The following is a 16,571-nucleotide window of genomic DNA, read 5'->3' as shown; positions in this document are numbered from 1 at the left end:
TGGGTAAAGCAAGTAACTTAGCTCGGATTTAACGATGACAAGGCGCTGGGTGGTTGCGTTTGCATTGCCGTTGTAACTTGTTTGACGGCATCAAGTAGCGCTGCAGTGTCTATGGGTTGTGCTGCAGGGCTGTATGCGTGGCGTTGAATATTATCGATATTATATTTAAGTGCAGGGCTGAGTGCCGCTATGTCACTTAAGGACATGGGCATACCTTGTTGCTGGCTAAAATACTGTTGTAAGGCCAAGATAATGTGCCCAGCATGACCCGTTTGACAGGCTTGGTGCAGCGCGTTTAAGCCCGTTGTCGTCCGTTGAGGTGCTGATGTCGTGGGCGAGATGCTTTTGCCCACCGTTTTACCACGCGCCTTAGCCCACAGCAGCAGAGTCAGTAGCCACAGTATTGCCAACAATGCGCTCAGATAAGGCCAAAAGCCAGCGCTGGGTTGCACTGTGGCAGCGCTTGGGTTGAGCGCTACCGGGTTGGCACTGGCGGCTATCACGTTGACTGTGCGAGCCGGTAAGGTGGCAAACTCTTGGGTTTGAGTGAGGTAATTAAACCAAGGCACGCGGATCTCGGGTAAGGTGTAGTTGCCTGCTTGAGTCGGTACTATCGCCGCCGTTTGTGTTAGCTGTGACACCACCTGTTTGTCGCGCACAAAGGTTTCTCGTTTGGGCTTTTCGGGATACATTTTAAAGCCATCGGGTAGCCCAATGGTTAATGCTGGCAGGCTGGTTTGCTCGGTATTAGAGGCCAGCAGGGTAATATTGCGGGTGATGGGCGTGCCGACCTCTATGGTATCGATATCAGTCCAATCTTCTTTAAGTACCACCAGATCGCTCACTAACCATTGGCCGTGATATTGGCTAGGAATGGGCAAAATCGTGATTTCACTCGGCGCCGCTTGGGCTTGCATGGGGCGGCTTTCATTAAATGAGAACATGCCACCACGCCGCGAGGCTTCAATTAATACATCACCAGAAAAAGTCGCACCCGATAAGTGTAAGGTGCCGGGTTTATCGGCCACAATGCTGTAGCTGCGCTCGATGACACGATAGCGCCGCCCATCGACAATTTCGCTGCTATCACTGTCTTCGCCTAACTGCTTGAGTTGCGCCCCCTCCACATTGGGAGCGCTCAATACGCCACGTTGTAGCTCAACGGCCAGATAGAGTTTTACCTTGTAGGTAACTAGCTGACCGACATAAGCCTGCTCGGTGGAGAGCGAGCTGCGGATAAATAGGTTTTTCATCTGCGCAGGTTGACTGCCAGGCGCCGTGACCGTCAGCGTGATGGGCGAGGAGCTGACATTGTCGATGGTGAGCGCGGGAATGATCAGCTGCCCTGTGCGTTTGGGGGCCAATAACACTTGCCAGCGCGTCTCTTTACGTGCATCAAAATTGACTATTTGGGTGCTGCGATTGACGCTGGTGCGCCCCACGATAAAGTCTTTTAATAGCGCAGAGGTGTCTAATCTGCCGTTACTGATATCATCGTCGGCCTTAATCGTCAGTACTAAGTATTCGCCCTCGATAGCAGGATTTCTGTCAACCGAGGTCTCAAGTTGAGTTAAGGCAAAAGCTGGCTGAACGAGAGTCAGAGCCAATAAGGCGAAAGTTAAAAAATATCGATTTACCACTGTTCACTTTCCTTTGATGTAGTGCCCTGACGGCGGCGTTTTTCATACTCTAATAGCATCTTATTACGCAGCAGAACCTGCGGATCGTCTAAGACGCCGCTCAGTGCGCGTTGCATGTCGGCTGGCAGCTCCTCGGGCGGAGGTGACTGACTAACAGCTTGGGCCTGCGTATGATCATTAGGGTCTTTATTTGAGTCTTCATTTAGCGCTTCAGCTGCATTGGAACTGTCGTTTTCGTTAGCGCTGGTATCGCTGCGCGCTTGTGCTTGATCAGGCTGAGCCTGCTCATCATTCTCACCAGGCTTGGGTGCTTGAGCGCTCATTGGCGCCTCGTTATTTGGTTCATCATCGCCAGTGGAGGGCGTATTATCCGGCTGTGATGATGGCTCGCTGGGCTGTTGAGCCGATGGCGGCTGGCTTTGTTCACTTGCGCTCTGTTTATCGCCTGACTTGTCATTGCCTTGCTGCTGATTGTTGTCTGGCTCATCTGGTTGTTTATCGCCTGACTCGCCATCGGCTTGCTGCTGATTGTTGTCAGACTCTGCTTGCTGTTGCGTGTCTTGATTTTGTTCGCTCTGACTTTGCTGCTCACTATCAGTTTGTTGCTGCGCCAGCAGTTGTTGGGCCAAGGCTAAATTATGCTGCGCATCACTAAAGTCGTTATCTTGAGCTAGCGCCTGTTGATAGCGCTCAATAGCAGCCGGATAATCTTGCAGCTGCATCAAGCTATTACCTTGATTATAAAAGCCTGTTGCAGTTGTGTCTTGCTCAAACAGCTTAAGGGCTTGTTGGTAATCGCCTTCGCGATACCGGGCGGCCGCTTGCCAATTAGGATCGGAAAACAAGCTTGCCGCTTGCTGATAATCTTGGTTTTCATAGGCTTGCATTGCACGTTGGTTGTCTGTCTGCCAAGGGTGTAGCCAACTGTTGGCGAAGGCGGGCGTAGGTTGGCTGAACAAGATGATGCAGCTAAGTGCTGCAATGGCGTGTCGAAAGCTTAATAGTGCTGGCAATAACAATAATAAAGCGATATATGGGCCAGCATCGAGCCACAGTTCACCTTCTAAGTCGCTGGCTTTAGTTGCTGTGCTCTGGGCTAACCATAGGTTTAACGCGCTGAGATCGCTGCCATCGGCGCGATAAGTAAATACCTTGCCGCCATTGGCGCTGGCTAATTCACTTAAATGTTGATAATCGGTTTTGGCTACCACTACTTGGTCGCTGCGATCGCGCATTAATTGTCCGTCAGGTAAACGAATTGCGGCGCCTTGTGGGCTGCCAAAGGCAAGCACTGAGAGCCGATATTGGCTGCCTTGTAAATGCGCTTTGGCTTGATTAATTTGCTCTACAGCTACCCCATCGGTGAGTAATATGATATCGCCGCGCAGATGTCCTCCTTGCTTAAGCAAAGTGGTTGCTTGGGTTAAAGCCGCAGGCAAATTAGACCCCGGGACTGGCATGATCTCTGGCGATAGGGTGGGTAATAGATTCAACAGGGTCGCCCTGTCTCGGGTCAGTGGGCTAATGGTAAAGGCATCACCAGCATAGGCAATTAAGCCTGTTTCACCTTCGCTGAGACTGCTAATAAGATCGTTGGCTTTAAATTTAGCTTGAGTTAAGCGGTTAGGCACCAAGTCGGTGGCGTACATTGACAGTGACATATCCATCACTATCACGCGTCCTTGGTTGGTTTCAAATACCGGTAGGGTTTGCTTGGTAAAAGCAGGACCTGACAACGCGAGTACCGCGATACACCAGCTAAAACCAATCACATGCAGATGGCGTTTACCTGACTTTGTTTGGCTAGATACCAGTACCTTGGCCAAATGAGGCGCGATGTAGCGATTCCAGCTTGATACCTGGTATTGGCTACGACGGGCAAACCACAATAATAGTGCCAAGGGGAATAGGGCCAATAGCCATTCGGGACGTAAAAAATGGATCATAAGGCTCCCCGTGATCTTAACCATGGCAGCGACTGAAATAACGGCAACTGCCACAATATCAGCAGAACACTGATAAGTAAGGCAGCGCTTAACGGATAATAAAACAGCTCTGATTGAGGACGATAGGTGAGTTGATCGCTGTTGGTCGGTTCTAACTTATCGATCATTTGATAAATTTGTTCCAGTTCGGTGGCATTGCGGGCGCGAAAGTAACGTCCGTTTGTGGCGCTGGCCAGCGCTGTCAATTGGGCTTCATCAAGATCCATCGACGGGTTAACGCGCTCGTTACCAAATAGGGTACGCCGCTCCATTATCTCGGCCCCGACCCCAATGGTATAGATGGTCACGCCGCGTTTGGCGGCAATGGCGGCGGCTTGATCTGGGCTAATATTGCCCGAGTTATTCGAGCCGTCGGTGAGGAGGATCAGCACCCGGTTACTTTGTTGCTGTTGGTCGAAGCGTTTAACCGCCAGGGCGATGGCTTCACCAATGGCTGTTTGTTTTCCCACCAGGCCTATCTGAGCTTCGGCTAAAAACTGGGCGATAGAGCGGCGATCTTGTGTCAGCGGCGCTTGCAAGTATGCATGGTCGGCAAACAAAATGAGGCCCAATTTGTCACCTTTACGGCGTTGGATAAAATCACTCATAACCGCTTGCACTAAGGTAAAACGATCCACCGTTTTACCTTCGACGACCATATCTTCAATCTGCATACTGCCAGATAAATCAATGGCTAACATCAAGTCGCGCCCTTTGCTGGGTAGCTCGATAGCATCGCCAATCCACAATGGCCGCGCGGCGCTTAGCACCAACAGTGACCAAATGAGCCAATAGGGTAAGCGCCGACGCTGTGGCCGCTGCTGGCTAACCTGCGCACCGACATCGGCAACACCGGGTAGGTGTAAATGGCCACCCGTTTGATGCTGTTGGGCGCCAGAGCCTTTAAACATCAAGGGTAATGGCAGTAACAGTAATAGCCAAGGCCAGGCTAATGTGAACATGCTGCCTCCTTACTCGATGCGCGGTGCTTGAGTGGCAGTGCCTGCTTAAGCCAGCCTATGGCAGCTAGGCGCAATTGCTCAGCTTGAGTGGGAGTGAGTGCCTTGGACTGGTAGCGTTTAGCTAATAACAGCGGCAAGTTATCGTCTATGTGAGTGACCTGCTGCTGTAGCCACAGTAACCAGGCTTCACCTTCAAGTGATGCCACCTGTTCACGGGGCAGGTAGCTCATGGCGCTGCGTTTGAGTATGGTGTTAACTTCAATAGCAAATTGTGGGTGGTTGAGCGCCAGATGGCCTAATTGCTTTAATGCTTCACGTTTCGCGGCGCGATGTCGATATTGCTTGATGAACCACCATAGGCAGACAGCCAAAATAGTAAGGCATGCGGCCAGTACCAGCCAATAACCGTAAGCGGGTGGCCAGGCATGGATAGGCTCGGGCAGTTGAATGTCTTTCATGGCAGCAAGGGCTGGATTGTTGGCCGTTTGCATCTATCTTAAGGCTCCAATCTGTTGATTCAATGGTTGTGCTGCGCTGATTGTACGTAAACGCGCGTTAAGTTGGCGCATCATATCGATAAAACCTTGTTGCTGGGCGTGTTGGCGGGTTAGCCAACCGTTATAACTGGCTCGATTGAGCACTAATTCTTGCGCGCCGTCTTTGACTGGCAGCTGAAACTGAGCAGGTAAAGGCAGCTCTCCTTGTCTGAGGGGATCGGTGATCAGTAAGGCGCCTATATCGCAGTGGCGAGATAACTCAGTTAATGGCTGCAGGCACTGCGGCGTGAAATGGCTGCCATCACTGATGATCCAAATCAGTGAGCCGGGCTTGGCTATGCGGCGTAAACGCAGGCAGGCGCGGTAGATATGCTCAGGTTCGCTGACGTGAGATCCCATACCGTCAAGCTGCGTTTGATGAACCGTTTGCATCGCCGAGATCAATGGCAGCATGGCACTTTGACGACTACGGGGTTTGAGCTCGATATGTTGTTGCTCACAGGCTATGAGCGCACCGAGTCGATCGCCATGGCCCACGGCGCGCCAGCCTAAAGTCGCAGCCACATGAGCGGCTTGCACTGCTTGTAGCATTAGGCTTGAGCCAAAGTAGAGGCTATGGCTTAAATCCAGTAGCAGCAGCACTGGCCGCTCGCGTTCTTCAACAAATAATTTAGTATGGGCTTTACCTGTGCGAGCGGTCACGCGCCAATCTATGGTGCGCACATCGTCACCACTTTGGTAGTGTCGTACTTCGGCAAACTCCATGCCTCGGCCTCTGATGTTGCTCGCGCGGTGGCCTGCGAGAGCCGCGCGAGCTTTGCTTGGCGTTTCAGGCAGAGCGCGGGCAATATTCTGGCATGCAAGTAGCTCTTTTTGATTGAGTGATACGCCATCGGCAAATAGCGGTAATTCACTGACTGACATTAAGGCACCGCGACTTGGCTAAGAATGTGGTTGATCACCTGATCGCTGCTGACGCCCTCCGCCTGAGCCTGATAACTGAGTAGCAATCGATGGCGTAATACGTTGGGCACCACGGCTTGTATATCTTCAGGAGAGACAAAGTCGCGCTCCATTAACCAGGCGCGGGCACGCGCACAGCGCTCGATAGCAATAGTGGCACGTGGGCTCACGCCGTATTCTAGCCAGCTGGCAAGAGTGTCGCTGTATTGCTGCGGCTGCCTAGTTGCCATCACGATATTGACTATGTATTGCTCTAACGGCTCAGCAAGGTAGAGGCCAAGTGCGGCTTCACGGGCGGCAAAAATATCTGCTTGCGCAATTGGGCTGACACTGGGCGCATCGTGAGTTAGGGCTTCACTACGTGATAAGCGCATGATTTTAAATTCAGTTTCTGCGCTCGGGTAATCTAAGTTAAGGTGCATTAGAAACCGGTCGAGTTGCGCTTCGGGCAGAGGATAAGTGCCTTCATTTTCGAGCGGATTTTGCGTGGCCATCACTAAAAATAACTTAGGTAAAGGATAACTGTGTTTGCCAACGGTCACTTGGCCTTCTGCCATGGCTTCGAGAAGCGCCGATTGAACTTTGGCGGGGGCGCGGTTGATCTCATCGGCCAAAATCAGGTTATGAAAGATGGGGCCTGCTTCAAATTCGAAGGTGCCCGTTTGGGCGCGGTAGATATCAGTGCCGGTCAGATCGGCTGGTAACAGATCTGGGGTGAATTGAATGCGATGGAAATCGCCTTCAACGCCATCACTGAGCGCTTTCACCGCGCGGGTTTTGGCTAAACCTGGTGGTCCTTCGACTAATAGGTGTCCATCGGCAATTAATGCGATCAGTAAATTTTCGGTAAGAACAGGCTGACCTAGAATGACATTGTCTAGGTATTCGCGTAATGCATGAAATCGACTTAAAGGCATGATGCTACTCAGTTATATTAATTTGTGTGAGCTATAGACAGCGCATATGGTAAAAAATTCAGACCAGTTTTGGCTAGTCTAAATACAGGACCAATTGGCCTCGAGCTGTCCATTGCAATTGCATAGAAACAAAATAAGTTAGCATGCTTGTGGTGGAAATTACACTAATCACTCAGAGTAATTAGTTTATTAAACATTGTTAACACAGAATTTTTTCAATTTCACTGTCTATAAACCAAACAAGTGTTTAAAACTTTGGAATAAGAAGTTAGAATCAGATCACACTTTCATGGTCTGACCTGTTTGATTGCTTGGGTTAATGAGCTGAATCTGTGGGTAAGGGAACAATAATAATTGCGCCATGAGAATTTATTCGAATAGGCGTGACACGAGGGCAAAAAATGAGTCATCTACAGCAAGTTAGGAATGCAAAGGGCGATCGTATTGCGATTGTGATGGGGCTTAGAACCCCGTTTGCTAAGCAAGCGAGCGCGTTTCATGGTGTATCGGCGTTGGATATGGGCAAAATGGTGGTTAACGAACTGCTTGCCCGTTCAGAGCTGGACCCTAAGGAGATTGAGCAACTGGTTTATGGGCAAGTGGTGCAGATGCCTGCAGCGCCCAATATTGCTCGTGAAATTGTGCTTGGCACAGGCATGAGCGTAGCGACCGATGCTTACAGCGTGACGCGAGCATGTGCGACCAGTTTCCAGTCGACCGTGAATGTGGCTGAATCTATCATGACGGGCAATATCGACATCGGCATTGCTGGTGGCGCCGACTCCTCTTCAGTATTACCCATAGGTGTGTCAAAAAAACTGGCTCATGCGCTAGTGGATTTGAATAAAGCCCGTACTTTTAGCCAAAAGCTGGCTATCTTTAGACGCCTTGGTTTAAAAGATTTATTACCCGTCCCGCCTGCGGTCGCCGAATACTCAACCGGCTTGTCAATGGGGCAAACGGCAGAGCAGATGGCTAAAACCTATAATATTAGCCGCGCCGATCAAGATGCGCTTGCCCATCGCTCGCACACCTTGGCGACAGAAACATGGGATTCAGGTAACTTACGCGATGAAGTGATGACAGCCCATGTGCCGCCTTATAAGTCCTTTATCGATCGGGATAATAATATTCGTCAAAATTCATCTCTAGAGTCTTATGCCAAACTGCGCCCCGCGTTTGATCGTAAACATGGCACAGTCACCGCTGCTAATAGTACGCCATTAACCGACGGTGCTTCGGCGGTGTTGTTGATGAGCGAAAGTCGTGCTAAAGCCTTAGGTTATCAACCTATTGGCTATATCAAGAGCTACGCTTTTACCGCCATTGATGTGTGGCAAGATATGTTGATGGGCCCATCATACGCTACGCCGTTAGCCCTTAAGCGAGCGGGAATGGAGCTGGAAGATTTAACCCTTATCGAGATGCACGAAGCATTTGCGGCGCAAACCCTGGCTAATATGCAGATGTTCGCGTCGAAGAAATTTGCCGCAGAAAAGCTTGGTCGTGATCGCGCCATCGGTGAAATTGATATGAGTAAATTTAATGTGCTGGGTGGTTCGCTGGCTTATGGTCATCCTTTTGCCGCCACAGGTACGCGTTTGATCACTCAAGTGTGCCGTGAATTGAAACGACGCGGTGGGGGCACGGGCCTTGCCACGGCCTGCGCCGCGGGTGGTCTTGGTGCAGCAATGATTGTAGAAGTGGAGTGATCTCATGGAAAAGAGTTTTAGTTTAAACCGTCTGGAAAATGGCATTGCCGTTCTGACAATGGATGTGCCTGGTGAAACAATGAATACCCTGCGCGCCGAATTTGGCCCAGAGATCTGTGAAATGTTGGCCGAGATAAAAGCGGACCCACAGATCCGTGGCATCGTCTTGGTATCGGGTAAAAAAGATTCATTTGTGGCTGGTGCAGATATTTCTATGTTGGCTGCGTGTCAAACCGCCGAAGATGCAAGACAGCTGTCCAAACAGGGTCATGAGGTGTTTCAGGCTCTAGAGTCGCTAAATATTCCCGTGGTTGCCGCCATTCATGGTGCCTGCTTAGGTGGTGGATTAGAGTTGGCATTGGCCTGTCATCAGCGTGTGTGCAGTGACAGTAATAAAACCATGATGGGACTGCCTGAAGTACAGTTAGGCTTATTACCCGGCGGCGGCGGTACCCAGCGATTACCGCGTTTGGTGGGGATCACTACCGCGTTGGATATGATGTTGACGGGGAAGCAAATTCGCCCTAAACAAGCCTTGAAAATGGGCTTAGTGAACGATGTGGTACCAGAGTCCATTTTGTTGCAAACGGCCATAGAGATGGCGCTCACGGGCAAAAAAATAGCGCCTAAAGGTAAAGTGTCGCTGGTCAATCGTCTGCTAGAAGGCACGCCTGTTGGGCGCAATATTGTGTTCGATCAAGCGTTAAAGCAAGTGAATAAAAAGACTCAAGGTAACTATCCAGCACCCGCTAAAATCATCGATTGCGTACGTCAAGGCATGACCAAAAGCATGGTCGTAGGCCTTGATGTCGAAGCGAGTCATTTTGGTGACTTAGTGGTGTCGGCCGAGTCGGCAGCGTTAAGAAGTATTTTCTTTGCCACCACAGAGATGAAAAAAGAGTCGGGTGCAGGTGACGTGCAACCTAAACCCGTTCATAAAGCGGTGATTTTGGGCGGCGGCTTAATGGGCGGTGGCATTGCGTCAGTGACCACGACTAAAGCTAAAATTCCGGTGCGGGTCAAAGATATCAATGAAACTGGATTAAGCAACGCATTATCCTATGCCTACAAGCTACTGGATAAAGGGGTTAAGCGGCGTCATATGACGCCAGCCGTGCGTGATAATATTATGTCTCTGATGACCACGACCACTGAGTATACAGGCGTTAAAGATGCAGATATCGTTGTTGAAGCGGTATTTGAAGATTTAGCCTTAAAACATCAGATGGTTAAAGATATTGAGCGTGAATGTGGCGAAGAGACCATTTTTGCCTCAAATACCTCGTCATTGCCTATCTCGCAAATTGCAGAGGCGGCAGAGCGTCCTGAAAATGTGATTGGTTTACACTATTTCTCGCCAGTCGAAAAGATGCCTCTTGTCGAGGTGATAGCCCATGAAAAAACCTCGGCGCAAACGATTGCTACCACAGTGGCCTTTGCACGTAAGCAAGGTAAGACACCGATTGTCGTGCAAGACGGCGCTGGTTTTTATGTCAACCGTATTTTAGCCTTGTACATGAATGAAGCTGCAAACTTATTGTTGGAAGGGCAAAGCGTTGATCATCTAGATAAAGCCTTAGTCAAGTTTGGTTTTCCGGTTGGACCCATGACGTTGCTCGATGAAGTTGGCATTGATGTTGGGGCTAAGATTTCGCCTATTTTAGAGAAAGAACTTGGCGAGCGTTTTAAGGCGCCAGCAGCCTTTGATAAGTTGCTCTCTGACGAGCGTAAGGGTCGTAAAAATGGCAAAGGTTTCTATCAATACGGGTCTAAATCGAAAAAGAAACAGGTCGATGAGACGGTATATACCCTGTTGGGGTTAAGTCCATCTGCCAGTACAGATGCCACTGAATTGGCACAACGTTGTGTTGTGCAGATGCTCAATGAAGCGGTGCGCTGTTTAGAAGAGGGAATTATTGCTTCAGCACGTGATGGTGATATCGGTGCAATATTTGGGATAGGTTTCCCGCCGTTTTTAGGTGGGCCTTTCCGCTACATCGATACCTTAGGGGCAGATAAATTAGTAGAGCAATTGAACCGTTATGCCAATGTCCATGGTGAACGATTTAAACCCTGCGATACACTGGTGGACATGGCGACCTCAGGTGCACAATTTCATTAATAAGTGAGCTTGTTAATAATTGAAAGTAACCATACAAACCTTAATGTAAAATGATGGGTTATTGTTAACAACGCGGCAACATTATGCCGCGTTTTTTTTGGCTTAAGGAAAATGATTGCCTATTTTTTATTCACTTGTCAATTTGGTTTCGTTATCATGCCTGCTGGTAAATATGCTTGGCAAAGTCGTTGGGGCAAACATAGCTAAATGTGTCATGACACAAGTGATGAGCAGTAGCGGGTCAATAAGTTAACAGTTGAGGGTTTAAGTGATTGTATTGGTAGGTAGTATTCTCACATTTAGTAGTGTGGTCATGGGCAATATGGCGTTTCGCGCTGGGCTTGGGGTTAAACGTTGGGCCTTATTAGGTTTGCTTATTGGTCCGGCTGGTTACCCCTTGTTAGCAACTCATAAGCGTTTAGCTATCAAGCGTGCTCAAGGTAAAGGTGCTGCAATTATCCGCCTGTAATGCTTAGCGCTTTAGTCACTCGGTTATTACTACTATCACGAAAAAGGAGCATAAATGCTCCTTTTTTTGTGATTGTATTTGGTGAGCCCTTGCTTGAAGATGCGAATTAATTCCACCATCCCTTAGCTGGGATTACTTCTAGACGATCCAGACCTGGTGGTAGTTTGACTTTTTTCCGTTCGGGTTTGTTGTTAAGTCCAAGAGCTTTCTTTATTGATTTCAACATAATGATTCTCCTTTAAACTTAAGCCGTTGCAGAGTTGATGAAGCGAATGTTAGGAATACCAGCGGTTTCAACAGGCTTAAAACGAATGTTAGGAATGCCAGCNGTTTCAACAGGCTTAAAACGAATGTTAGGAATGCCAGCAGTTTCAACAGGCTTAAAACGAATGTTAGGAATGCCAGCGGTTTCAACGGGCTTAAAGCGAATGTTAGGAATGCCAGTGAGTTCAACAGGCTTAAAGCGAATGTTAGGAATGCCAGCGGTTTCAACAGGCTTAAAGCGAATGTTAGGAATGCCAGCGGTTTCAACAGGTTTAAAGCGAATGTTAGGAATGCCAGCGGTTTCAACAGGCTTAAAACGAATGTTCGGGATGCCAGCAGTTGCTACTGAATTTTTTAAGTTGTTAATGTCAATATTTGTAAGTGAATTGTTATCAGTTGCATTTACAGAAAGAGCAAGGGCGATGGCAGTAACAATTGAAGTAATCATAGTGTTCATTCTCTCAGAGTTTATCATTTTATTATTGCCAACAAATTGTTGACGTCTGAGAGGTGTATTGCAGGTGTTATGCCATGTTTTAAGTTTGCACTGTTTCGTGCGATCTTTGTTGTTTTTATGTGTATTTGTTTGGGTTTAAAGTAAAGCTATAGCGATAACTAAAGCTATAAATTGTTCTATGCTTTTTTAATGTTATCTATTGAATGAGGTTGTAAGTTTTCTCGCTGTAAAAGCTCACTAAAGTCATGTTCATTAACTGCCTTGCTGAATATAAAACCTTGTATCTCCTCGCATTTAAGGGCTTTTAATATACTAAGTTGTGATGCGTCTTCAACGCCTTCGCCTACGACAGATAATCCCATGTTGTGGGCGATAGTGATAATTGAGTCGACCATTTTTAAGTCCCTATCAGATTTATCGATATCATCTACAAACGCCTTATCTATTTTTAGAGTATTGATTGGAAAGCGTTTAAGGTAGGAGAGTGAGGAATACCCGGTGCCAAAGTCATCTAATGCTAGGCTGACGCCCATTTTTGATAATTGCATCATCACTTTTATGGCTTTTTCCGGCTGTTTTATGACGGTTCCTTCGGTAATTTCAAGTTCGAGATTATTTGCGGGCAGTTGAGTGAGACGTAAAATTGACTCTATACGTTGCTGTAGATCGGGTAGTGCAAATTGTAGCGATGATAAATTGACGGCCACACGGCCATTAAACAATCCTTGATTACGCCAATTTTGTGCCGCGAAGCAGGCTTTACGCATTACCACTTCACCAATTTCTACTATAAGCCCATTTTCTTCAGCTAATGGTATAAATTCGTTGGGCGGAATTAAACCTAGGGTTGGGTGATTTAAGCGAACGAGCGCTTCCATTCCCGCCATTTTACCCGACTTGAGATCGACTTTTGGCTGATAATAAACCACAAATAGATCATCTTTCAGCCCTTGTCTTATCAGATTTTCAACTTCCAGCTGGCGAATAGCATTGCGATTGAGCGATTCTGAATAAAATTGGTAACGATTACCGCCAGCTGATTTAGCATGGTACATAGCGATATCGGCTTTTCGCAGTAATGCTTGTTCATTTTGATCATCTTCAGGATACAGCACAATACCAATACTGACTCCAACGACAACTCTGTCTCTGGTGAGCTCGAAAGGATTAGAAAACGCGTCTACCACATTATTTGCAATAATTGCACTTGATCCAATATCAGGATTATTATCGATAAGGATGGCAAATTCATCACCTCCTAACCGATAGATACTAGTATGGCTTGGTACGGTTGCTTCTATTCTATGGGCTACTTTAATCAGTAGTTCATCGCCAACTTGATGTCCTAATGAATCATTAATTTTTTTGAAGTTATCTAGGTCGAGGATCATTAAAGTATGATGGGTATCCTTTTTGACTAGATTTCCTAATGTCACCATTAAACTCGAGCGATTGGGGAGATTGGTTAATAAATCGTTGTTGGTGAGCTTTCTCAGCTCTTCTTCTTGTTGTTTACGGCGTGAAATATCAGAAAATACACCAACATAATGAGAGAGCACTCCTTGCTCATCGTAAATGGCATCGACCGTGAGTTCCATCAAAAAGCTGTTATTAATCCCCTTAGGCGATTCGACTTCATTACTCCAACTGCCTTGTTGTTGTAATATTAAACGGATCTGTTGAGAGTAACTTTCTGGATAGAGATCGAACTTAAATAGTGAGCCGATAAAGTCAGTGCGGCTTCTTTCACATAAATCACAACAAGCTTCGTTGACCTCAACAAACTTAAATTCATTGTCTAAAATAAACATGCCTTCAGAGATATTCTCAATTGCACGTTCAAATAACCTTAATTGCTCTTCTGCCTGCTTGAAATTACTGATGTTTTTGATAGTGCCAGTCATGCGCAGTGCTTTATCATTTTCATCGCGCTCGACGATTTTTGCTCTATCTAAAATCCATACCCATTGTTCATCTTTGCCTTTCACGCGATAGGCTGCTTCGAAATGATCGGTTTCACCATAGAAGTGTTTGTTCAGTGCGGTATTGACACGCTCTTGATCCATAGGGTGAATATTGCTTTCTTGTCCATGCTCTCCAGAGCGCTGGCCGTCGCGGGGAAACTCTAATGATCCCCAGATATTTGAGCGATAAATTTGTCCCGTTTCTATATCCCAGTCCCACATCTCATCGCCACTTCCCCAGAGTGATAATTTTAAGCGCTCTTCGGATTTAGCTATTTGGCGTTGTATTTCTCGTTTTTTGAGTACTGCTTTGGTAATAAGACCACTAATGATTAAAAAGGTGGAGAAATAAACGAACTTAGCTTGAAATGATAGCCACCAAGGTGGCGTTATTTCAACATCTATTGATTTAATTGGTCCTAATTGATTCGTGAGCGAATCAATGGCCCTTACATTAAAAGTGTATTCACCTGATGATAGATTAGTATATGTCGCTGAGTTTATGCCTTTTGATTCAATCCAAGTGTCTGATAAACCACTCATTTGATATATATATTCAGTATTGTTAAATGGGTTCCCAGGATTATTAAAAGTAAATGTAAAAGGATAGTCTGAATACTTTAGTGTTATTGATTCAGTTAGCGATAAAGGTTTTGATAATATTAGACCATTGTTTTTTTCTGGGATGTTGAAAATTAACAATTTTTCTAGATTAGCTTTAGGAAGTGTTGAGTTATTAATAGCATGATATATCTTTTCTGTTGAAATAGCGCTAACGCCTTCAGTCCCGCCTAAGTAAAGAGTAGTCCCTATTATTGTTTTCGATTGAGCATTGTATTCATCTTGCACACCAAAATCACCTGTTAATATAGTGTTTTTTCCTGATTCTAAGTCTTTAATAACAACTTCTTTTATTGATGTGGAAATAATAAGGTCGTCTATTATAGTTATTGAAAATATAGGTTTGTTGTTTTTGTATTCTTCAGTTATGGAGTTGTTATTATCTTTGTATTTCAATAGAGATTTGTCTGTCCCAAAGTATACTCCATTTTTTGCAGGAGCTAGGCTTGCTACAAAACTGTCTGAATATAGTTTTTTTACTTGATTTTTAGAGGCTTTAAATAAGCCTCCTTGTGTCGCTATATATATATCACTTTCAATATTGACTATATCAAATATTGGTTTCTCCTTATCTATCTTCAATGAGGAGGTGGATTTGTTTTTTAAGTTGTAAGTTAATAATTCACCATCAATCGTACCTGCCAATAAATCTTCTTTGTTATTACTTAATTTTATAATAAAAAAAGATTTACTACTTATCTTTATAGTTTCATTTGTCAATAAATCATATGAGAAAAGTCCATCGTTAGAACCAATATATAGTTTGTCAGCATTGATAAGTGTTGATTTAGGACCTGAAGGTTGGCTGTCTAAATCGAAAATCTTTTTGAAAGCAGTATCATATATTGATATTTTTTTTGAGTCATTACTAACTGCTATTTTAGATTGACCATCGCTTGATATGGACCATGTGTTAACTGTTGGTATGTTTATTGATGATACGAGATTTAGTTGTTCTGGTATTAATATTAAGCCCATGTTTTCCGGTGCTAAAAATATAGTTTTTTTACCTTTGTATAAAACGTTGGTCTTTTCAATTGTTACTTTTCCGATAAGAGTGGTTTCGTCACTCTGTCTTTTAGATATAACCCCGTTGTTAAACTGTAATGTGACCTCACCACTCTTGTGAATATTGTTATATATATTGCTGCTTACTTTTTTTACATCTTCGTTATCTAAAATGAAAACTCCATTTTTAGTAAAGACTGTTAGTTTGTTATTTATAGTTTCAACATCGAGAACATTCTGCATCAATGTTGTTTTTGTCAATATATTAAATAATTCTCCGAGATATGTTTTTATTATTAGGTTTCCATTGAATGAAACTATTTTTTTTATTCCATTGTGGTTCCCTGTGTGTAATTCACGTATGTGTTCATCACTATCCATAATGAACACACTTTTCTCTGTACCTACTAATATTTTTTCTTTAAATTTATTTAGAGACCAGATAGGGAGATTATTTTTTTTAGATAGAGTTAGTTTCTTAAAAGTATCACTATTTGGTTGATATTTAGCTAAGCCTCTATCGGTGCCAACAAGTAGAGTACCATTATTTGTTATAGCCAAACTTCTTATGAAAGAACTCGGCAACCCTGACTCTTTATCTGCAAAGTAGTGCTTGAATTCTTTGCCATCAAATCTATTAAGTCCGTTTAGCGTCCCTACCCAAATATATCCATTTTTATCTTCTATTATTGATGTCACAGTACTTTGCGATAAGCCGTCTTGAACTGTGTAAGTTTTACTTTTGAGTAAAACAGTAGGATTGATCGCTTCGCTGGCGAGGGATAAACCAGAAAAAGATAGTGTAAAAAAAAGAATTAGTAATAAATTTTTCAAGGGATTAGGCATAATTATTAGTTTGATTATTAGCCAGTAGTGCTTAGGCAGCATGTAGTTAACCTACTTTTCCAGAAAGTGAATGATTTGTCAAAAGAACACTGAATTTTGTTGTATGTTAATCATTGTTATTTTCATTTGCTTTTAATGCCTTGC

At 45.3% G+C, this 16,571-nt stretch carries 10 protein-coding genes; 3 read left to right on the top strand and 7 right to left on the bottom strand.

All coding sequences use genetic code 11. The features are described 5' to 3' along the window. Positions 1-17: 17 nt before the first annotated feature. From DN599_RS02790 to DN599_RS02765, 6 genes are read right to left on the bottom strand one after another with little or no spacing between them, the layout of a single operon-like run. Positions 18-1,640, bottom strand: a complete 1,623-nt coding sequence (locus DN599_RS02790) for a BatD family protein (protein WP_110456120.1) — start codon at positions 1,638-1,640, stop codon at positions 18-20. After that, on the bottom strand, positions 1,634-3,586 hold the full coding sequence (locus DN599_RS02785; protein ID WP_110456119.1) for a vWA domain-containing protein: 1,953 nt from the start codon (positions 3,584-3,586) through the stop codon (positions 1,634-1,636). Before DN599_RS02785 ends, DN599_RS02790 begins: the two co-directional genes overlap by 7 nt. Next, positions 3,583-4,587, bottom strand: a complete 1,005-nt coding sequence (locus DN599_RS02780; RefSeq protein WP_110456118.1) for a vWA domain-containing protein — start codon at positions 4,585-4,587, stop codon at positions 3,583-3,585. The genes DN599_RS02785 and DN599_RS02780 overlap by 4 nt, the downstream gene beginning before the upstream one ends. After that, on the bottom strand, positions 4,575-5,078 hold the full coding sequence (locus tag DN599_RS02775) for a DUF4381 domain-containing protein (RefSeq protein WP_110456117.1): 504 nt from the start codon (positions 5,076-5,078) through the stop codon (positions 4,575-4,577). Before DN599_RS02775 ends, DN599_RS02780 begins: the two co-directional genes overlap by 13 nt. Further along, positions 5,079-6,008, bottom strand: coding sequence for a DUF58 domain-containing protein (locus DN599_RS02770; RefSeq protein WP_110456116.1), 930 nt, complete (start codon positions 6,006-6,008; stop codon positions 5,079-5,081). Beyond that, on the bottom strand, positions 6,008-6,964 hold the full coding sequence (locus tag DN599_RS02765) for an AAA family ATPase (protein WP_110456115.1): 957 nt from the start codon (positions 6,962-6,964) through the stop codon (positions 6,008-6,010). The genes DN599_RS02770 and DN599_RS02765 overlap by 1 nt, the downstream gene beginning before the upstream one ends. A 401-nt stretch (positions 6,965-7,365) precedes the next feature. Between DN599_RS02765 and fadI the strand changes: the two genes are divergently transcribed. From fadI to DN599_RS02750, 3 genes are all read left to right on the top strand, one after another. Then, on the top strand, positions 7,366-8,676 hold the full coding sequence (gene fadI, locus DN599_RS02760; RefSeq protein ID WP_110456114.1) for an acetyl-CoA C-acyltransferase FadI: 1,311 nt from the start codon (positions 7,366-7,368) through the stop codon (positions 8,674-8,676). Between the two features lie 4 nt (positions 8,677-8,680). After that, a complete protein-coding gene (gene fadJ / locus DN599_RS02755) occupies positions 8,681-10,798 on the top strand; it encodes a fatty acid oxidation complex subunit alpha FadJ (protein ID WP_110456113.1) in 2,118 nt (705 codons plus the stop codon). A 268-nt stretch (positions 10,799-11,066) separates the two neighbouring features. Continuing rightward, on the top strand, positions 11,067-11,267 hold the full coding sequence (locus tag DN599_RS02750; RefSeq protein WP_110456112.1) for a hypothetical protein: 201 nt from the start codon (positions 11,067-11,069) through the stop codon (positions 11,265-11,267). Between the two features lie 897 nt (positions 11,268-12,164). On the opposite strand, the gene DN599_RS02735 is transcribed toward DN599_RS02750, so the two are convergent. Beyond that, positions 12,165-16,469 carry an EAL domain-containing protein gene (locus DN599_RS02735; RefSeq protein ID WP_239473208.1) on the bottom strand — a complete coding sequence of 1,435 codons (4,305 nt, stop codon included), beginning with the start codon at positions 16,467-16,469 and terminating at the stop codon, positions 12,165-12,167. Positions 16,470-16,571: the final 102 nt, after the last annotated feature.

Source organism: Shewanella algidipiscicola (assembly GCF_900380485.1).
Taxonomy (GTDB): Bacteria; Pseudomonadota; Gammaproteobacteria; order Enterobacterales; family Shewanellaceae; genus Shewanella; species Shewanella algidipiscicola.
This window is presented reverse-complemented; position numbering and strand designations above follow the sequence as displayed.

What these genes read in the sequence shown, in the direction of transcription:
- DN599_RS02785 (WP_110456119.1), bottom strand. Translation starts at nt 3,586, where the DNA reads ATGATCCATTTTTTACGTCCCGAATGGCTATTGGCCCTATTCCCCTTG.
- DN599_RS02780 (WP_110456118.1), bottom strand. Translation starts at nt 4,587, where the DNA reads ATGTTCACATTAGCCTGGCCTTGGCTATTACTGTTACTGCCATTACCC.
- DN599_RS02775 (WP_110456117.1), bottom strand. Translation starts at nt 5,078, where the DNA reads ATGCAAACGGCCAACAATCCAGCCCTTGCTGCCATGAAAGACATTCAA.
- DN599_RS02770 (WP_110456116.1), bottom strand. Translation starts at nt 6,008, where the DNA reads ATGTCAGTCAGTGAATTACCGCTATTTGCCGATGGCGTATCACTCAAT.
- DN599_RS02765 (WP_110456115.1), bottom strand. Translation starts at nt 6,964, where the DNA reads ATGCCTTTAAGTCGATTTCATGCATTACGCGAATACCTAGACAATGTC.
- fadI (WP_110456114.1), top strand. Translation starts at nt 7,366, where the DNA reads ATGAGTCATCTACAGCAAGTTAGGAATGCAAAGGGCGATCGTATTGCG.
- fadJ (WP_110456113.1), top strand. Translation starts at nt 8,681, where the DNA reads ATGGAAAAGAGTTTTAGTTTAAACCGTCTGGAAAATGGCATTGCCGTT.
- DN599_RS02735 (WP_239473208.1), bottom strand. Translation starts at nt 16,469, where the DNA reads ATGCTGCCTAAGCACTACTGGCTAATAATCAAACTAATAATTATGCCT.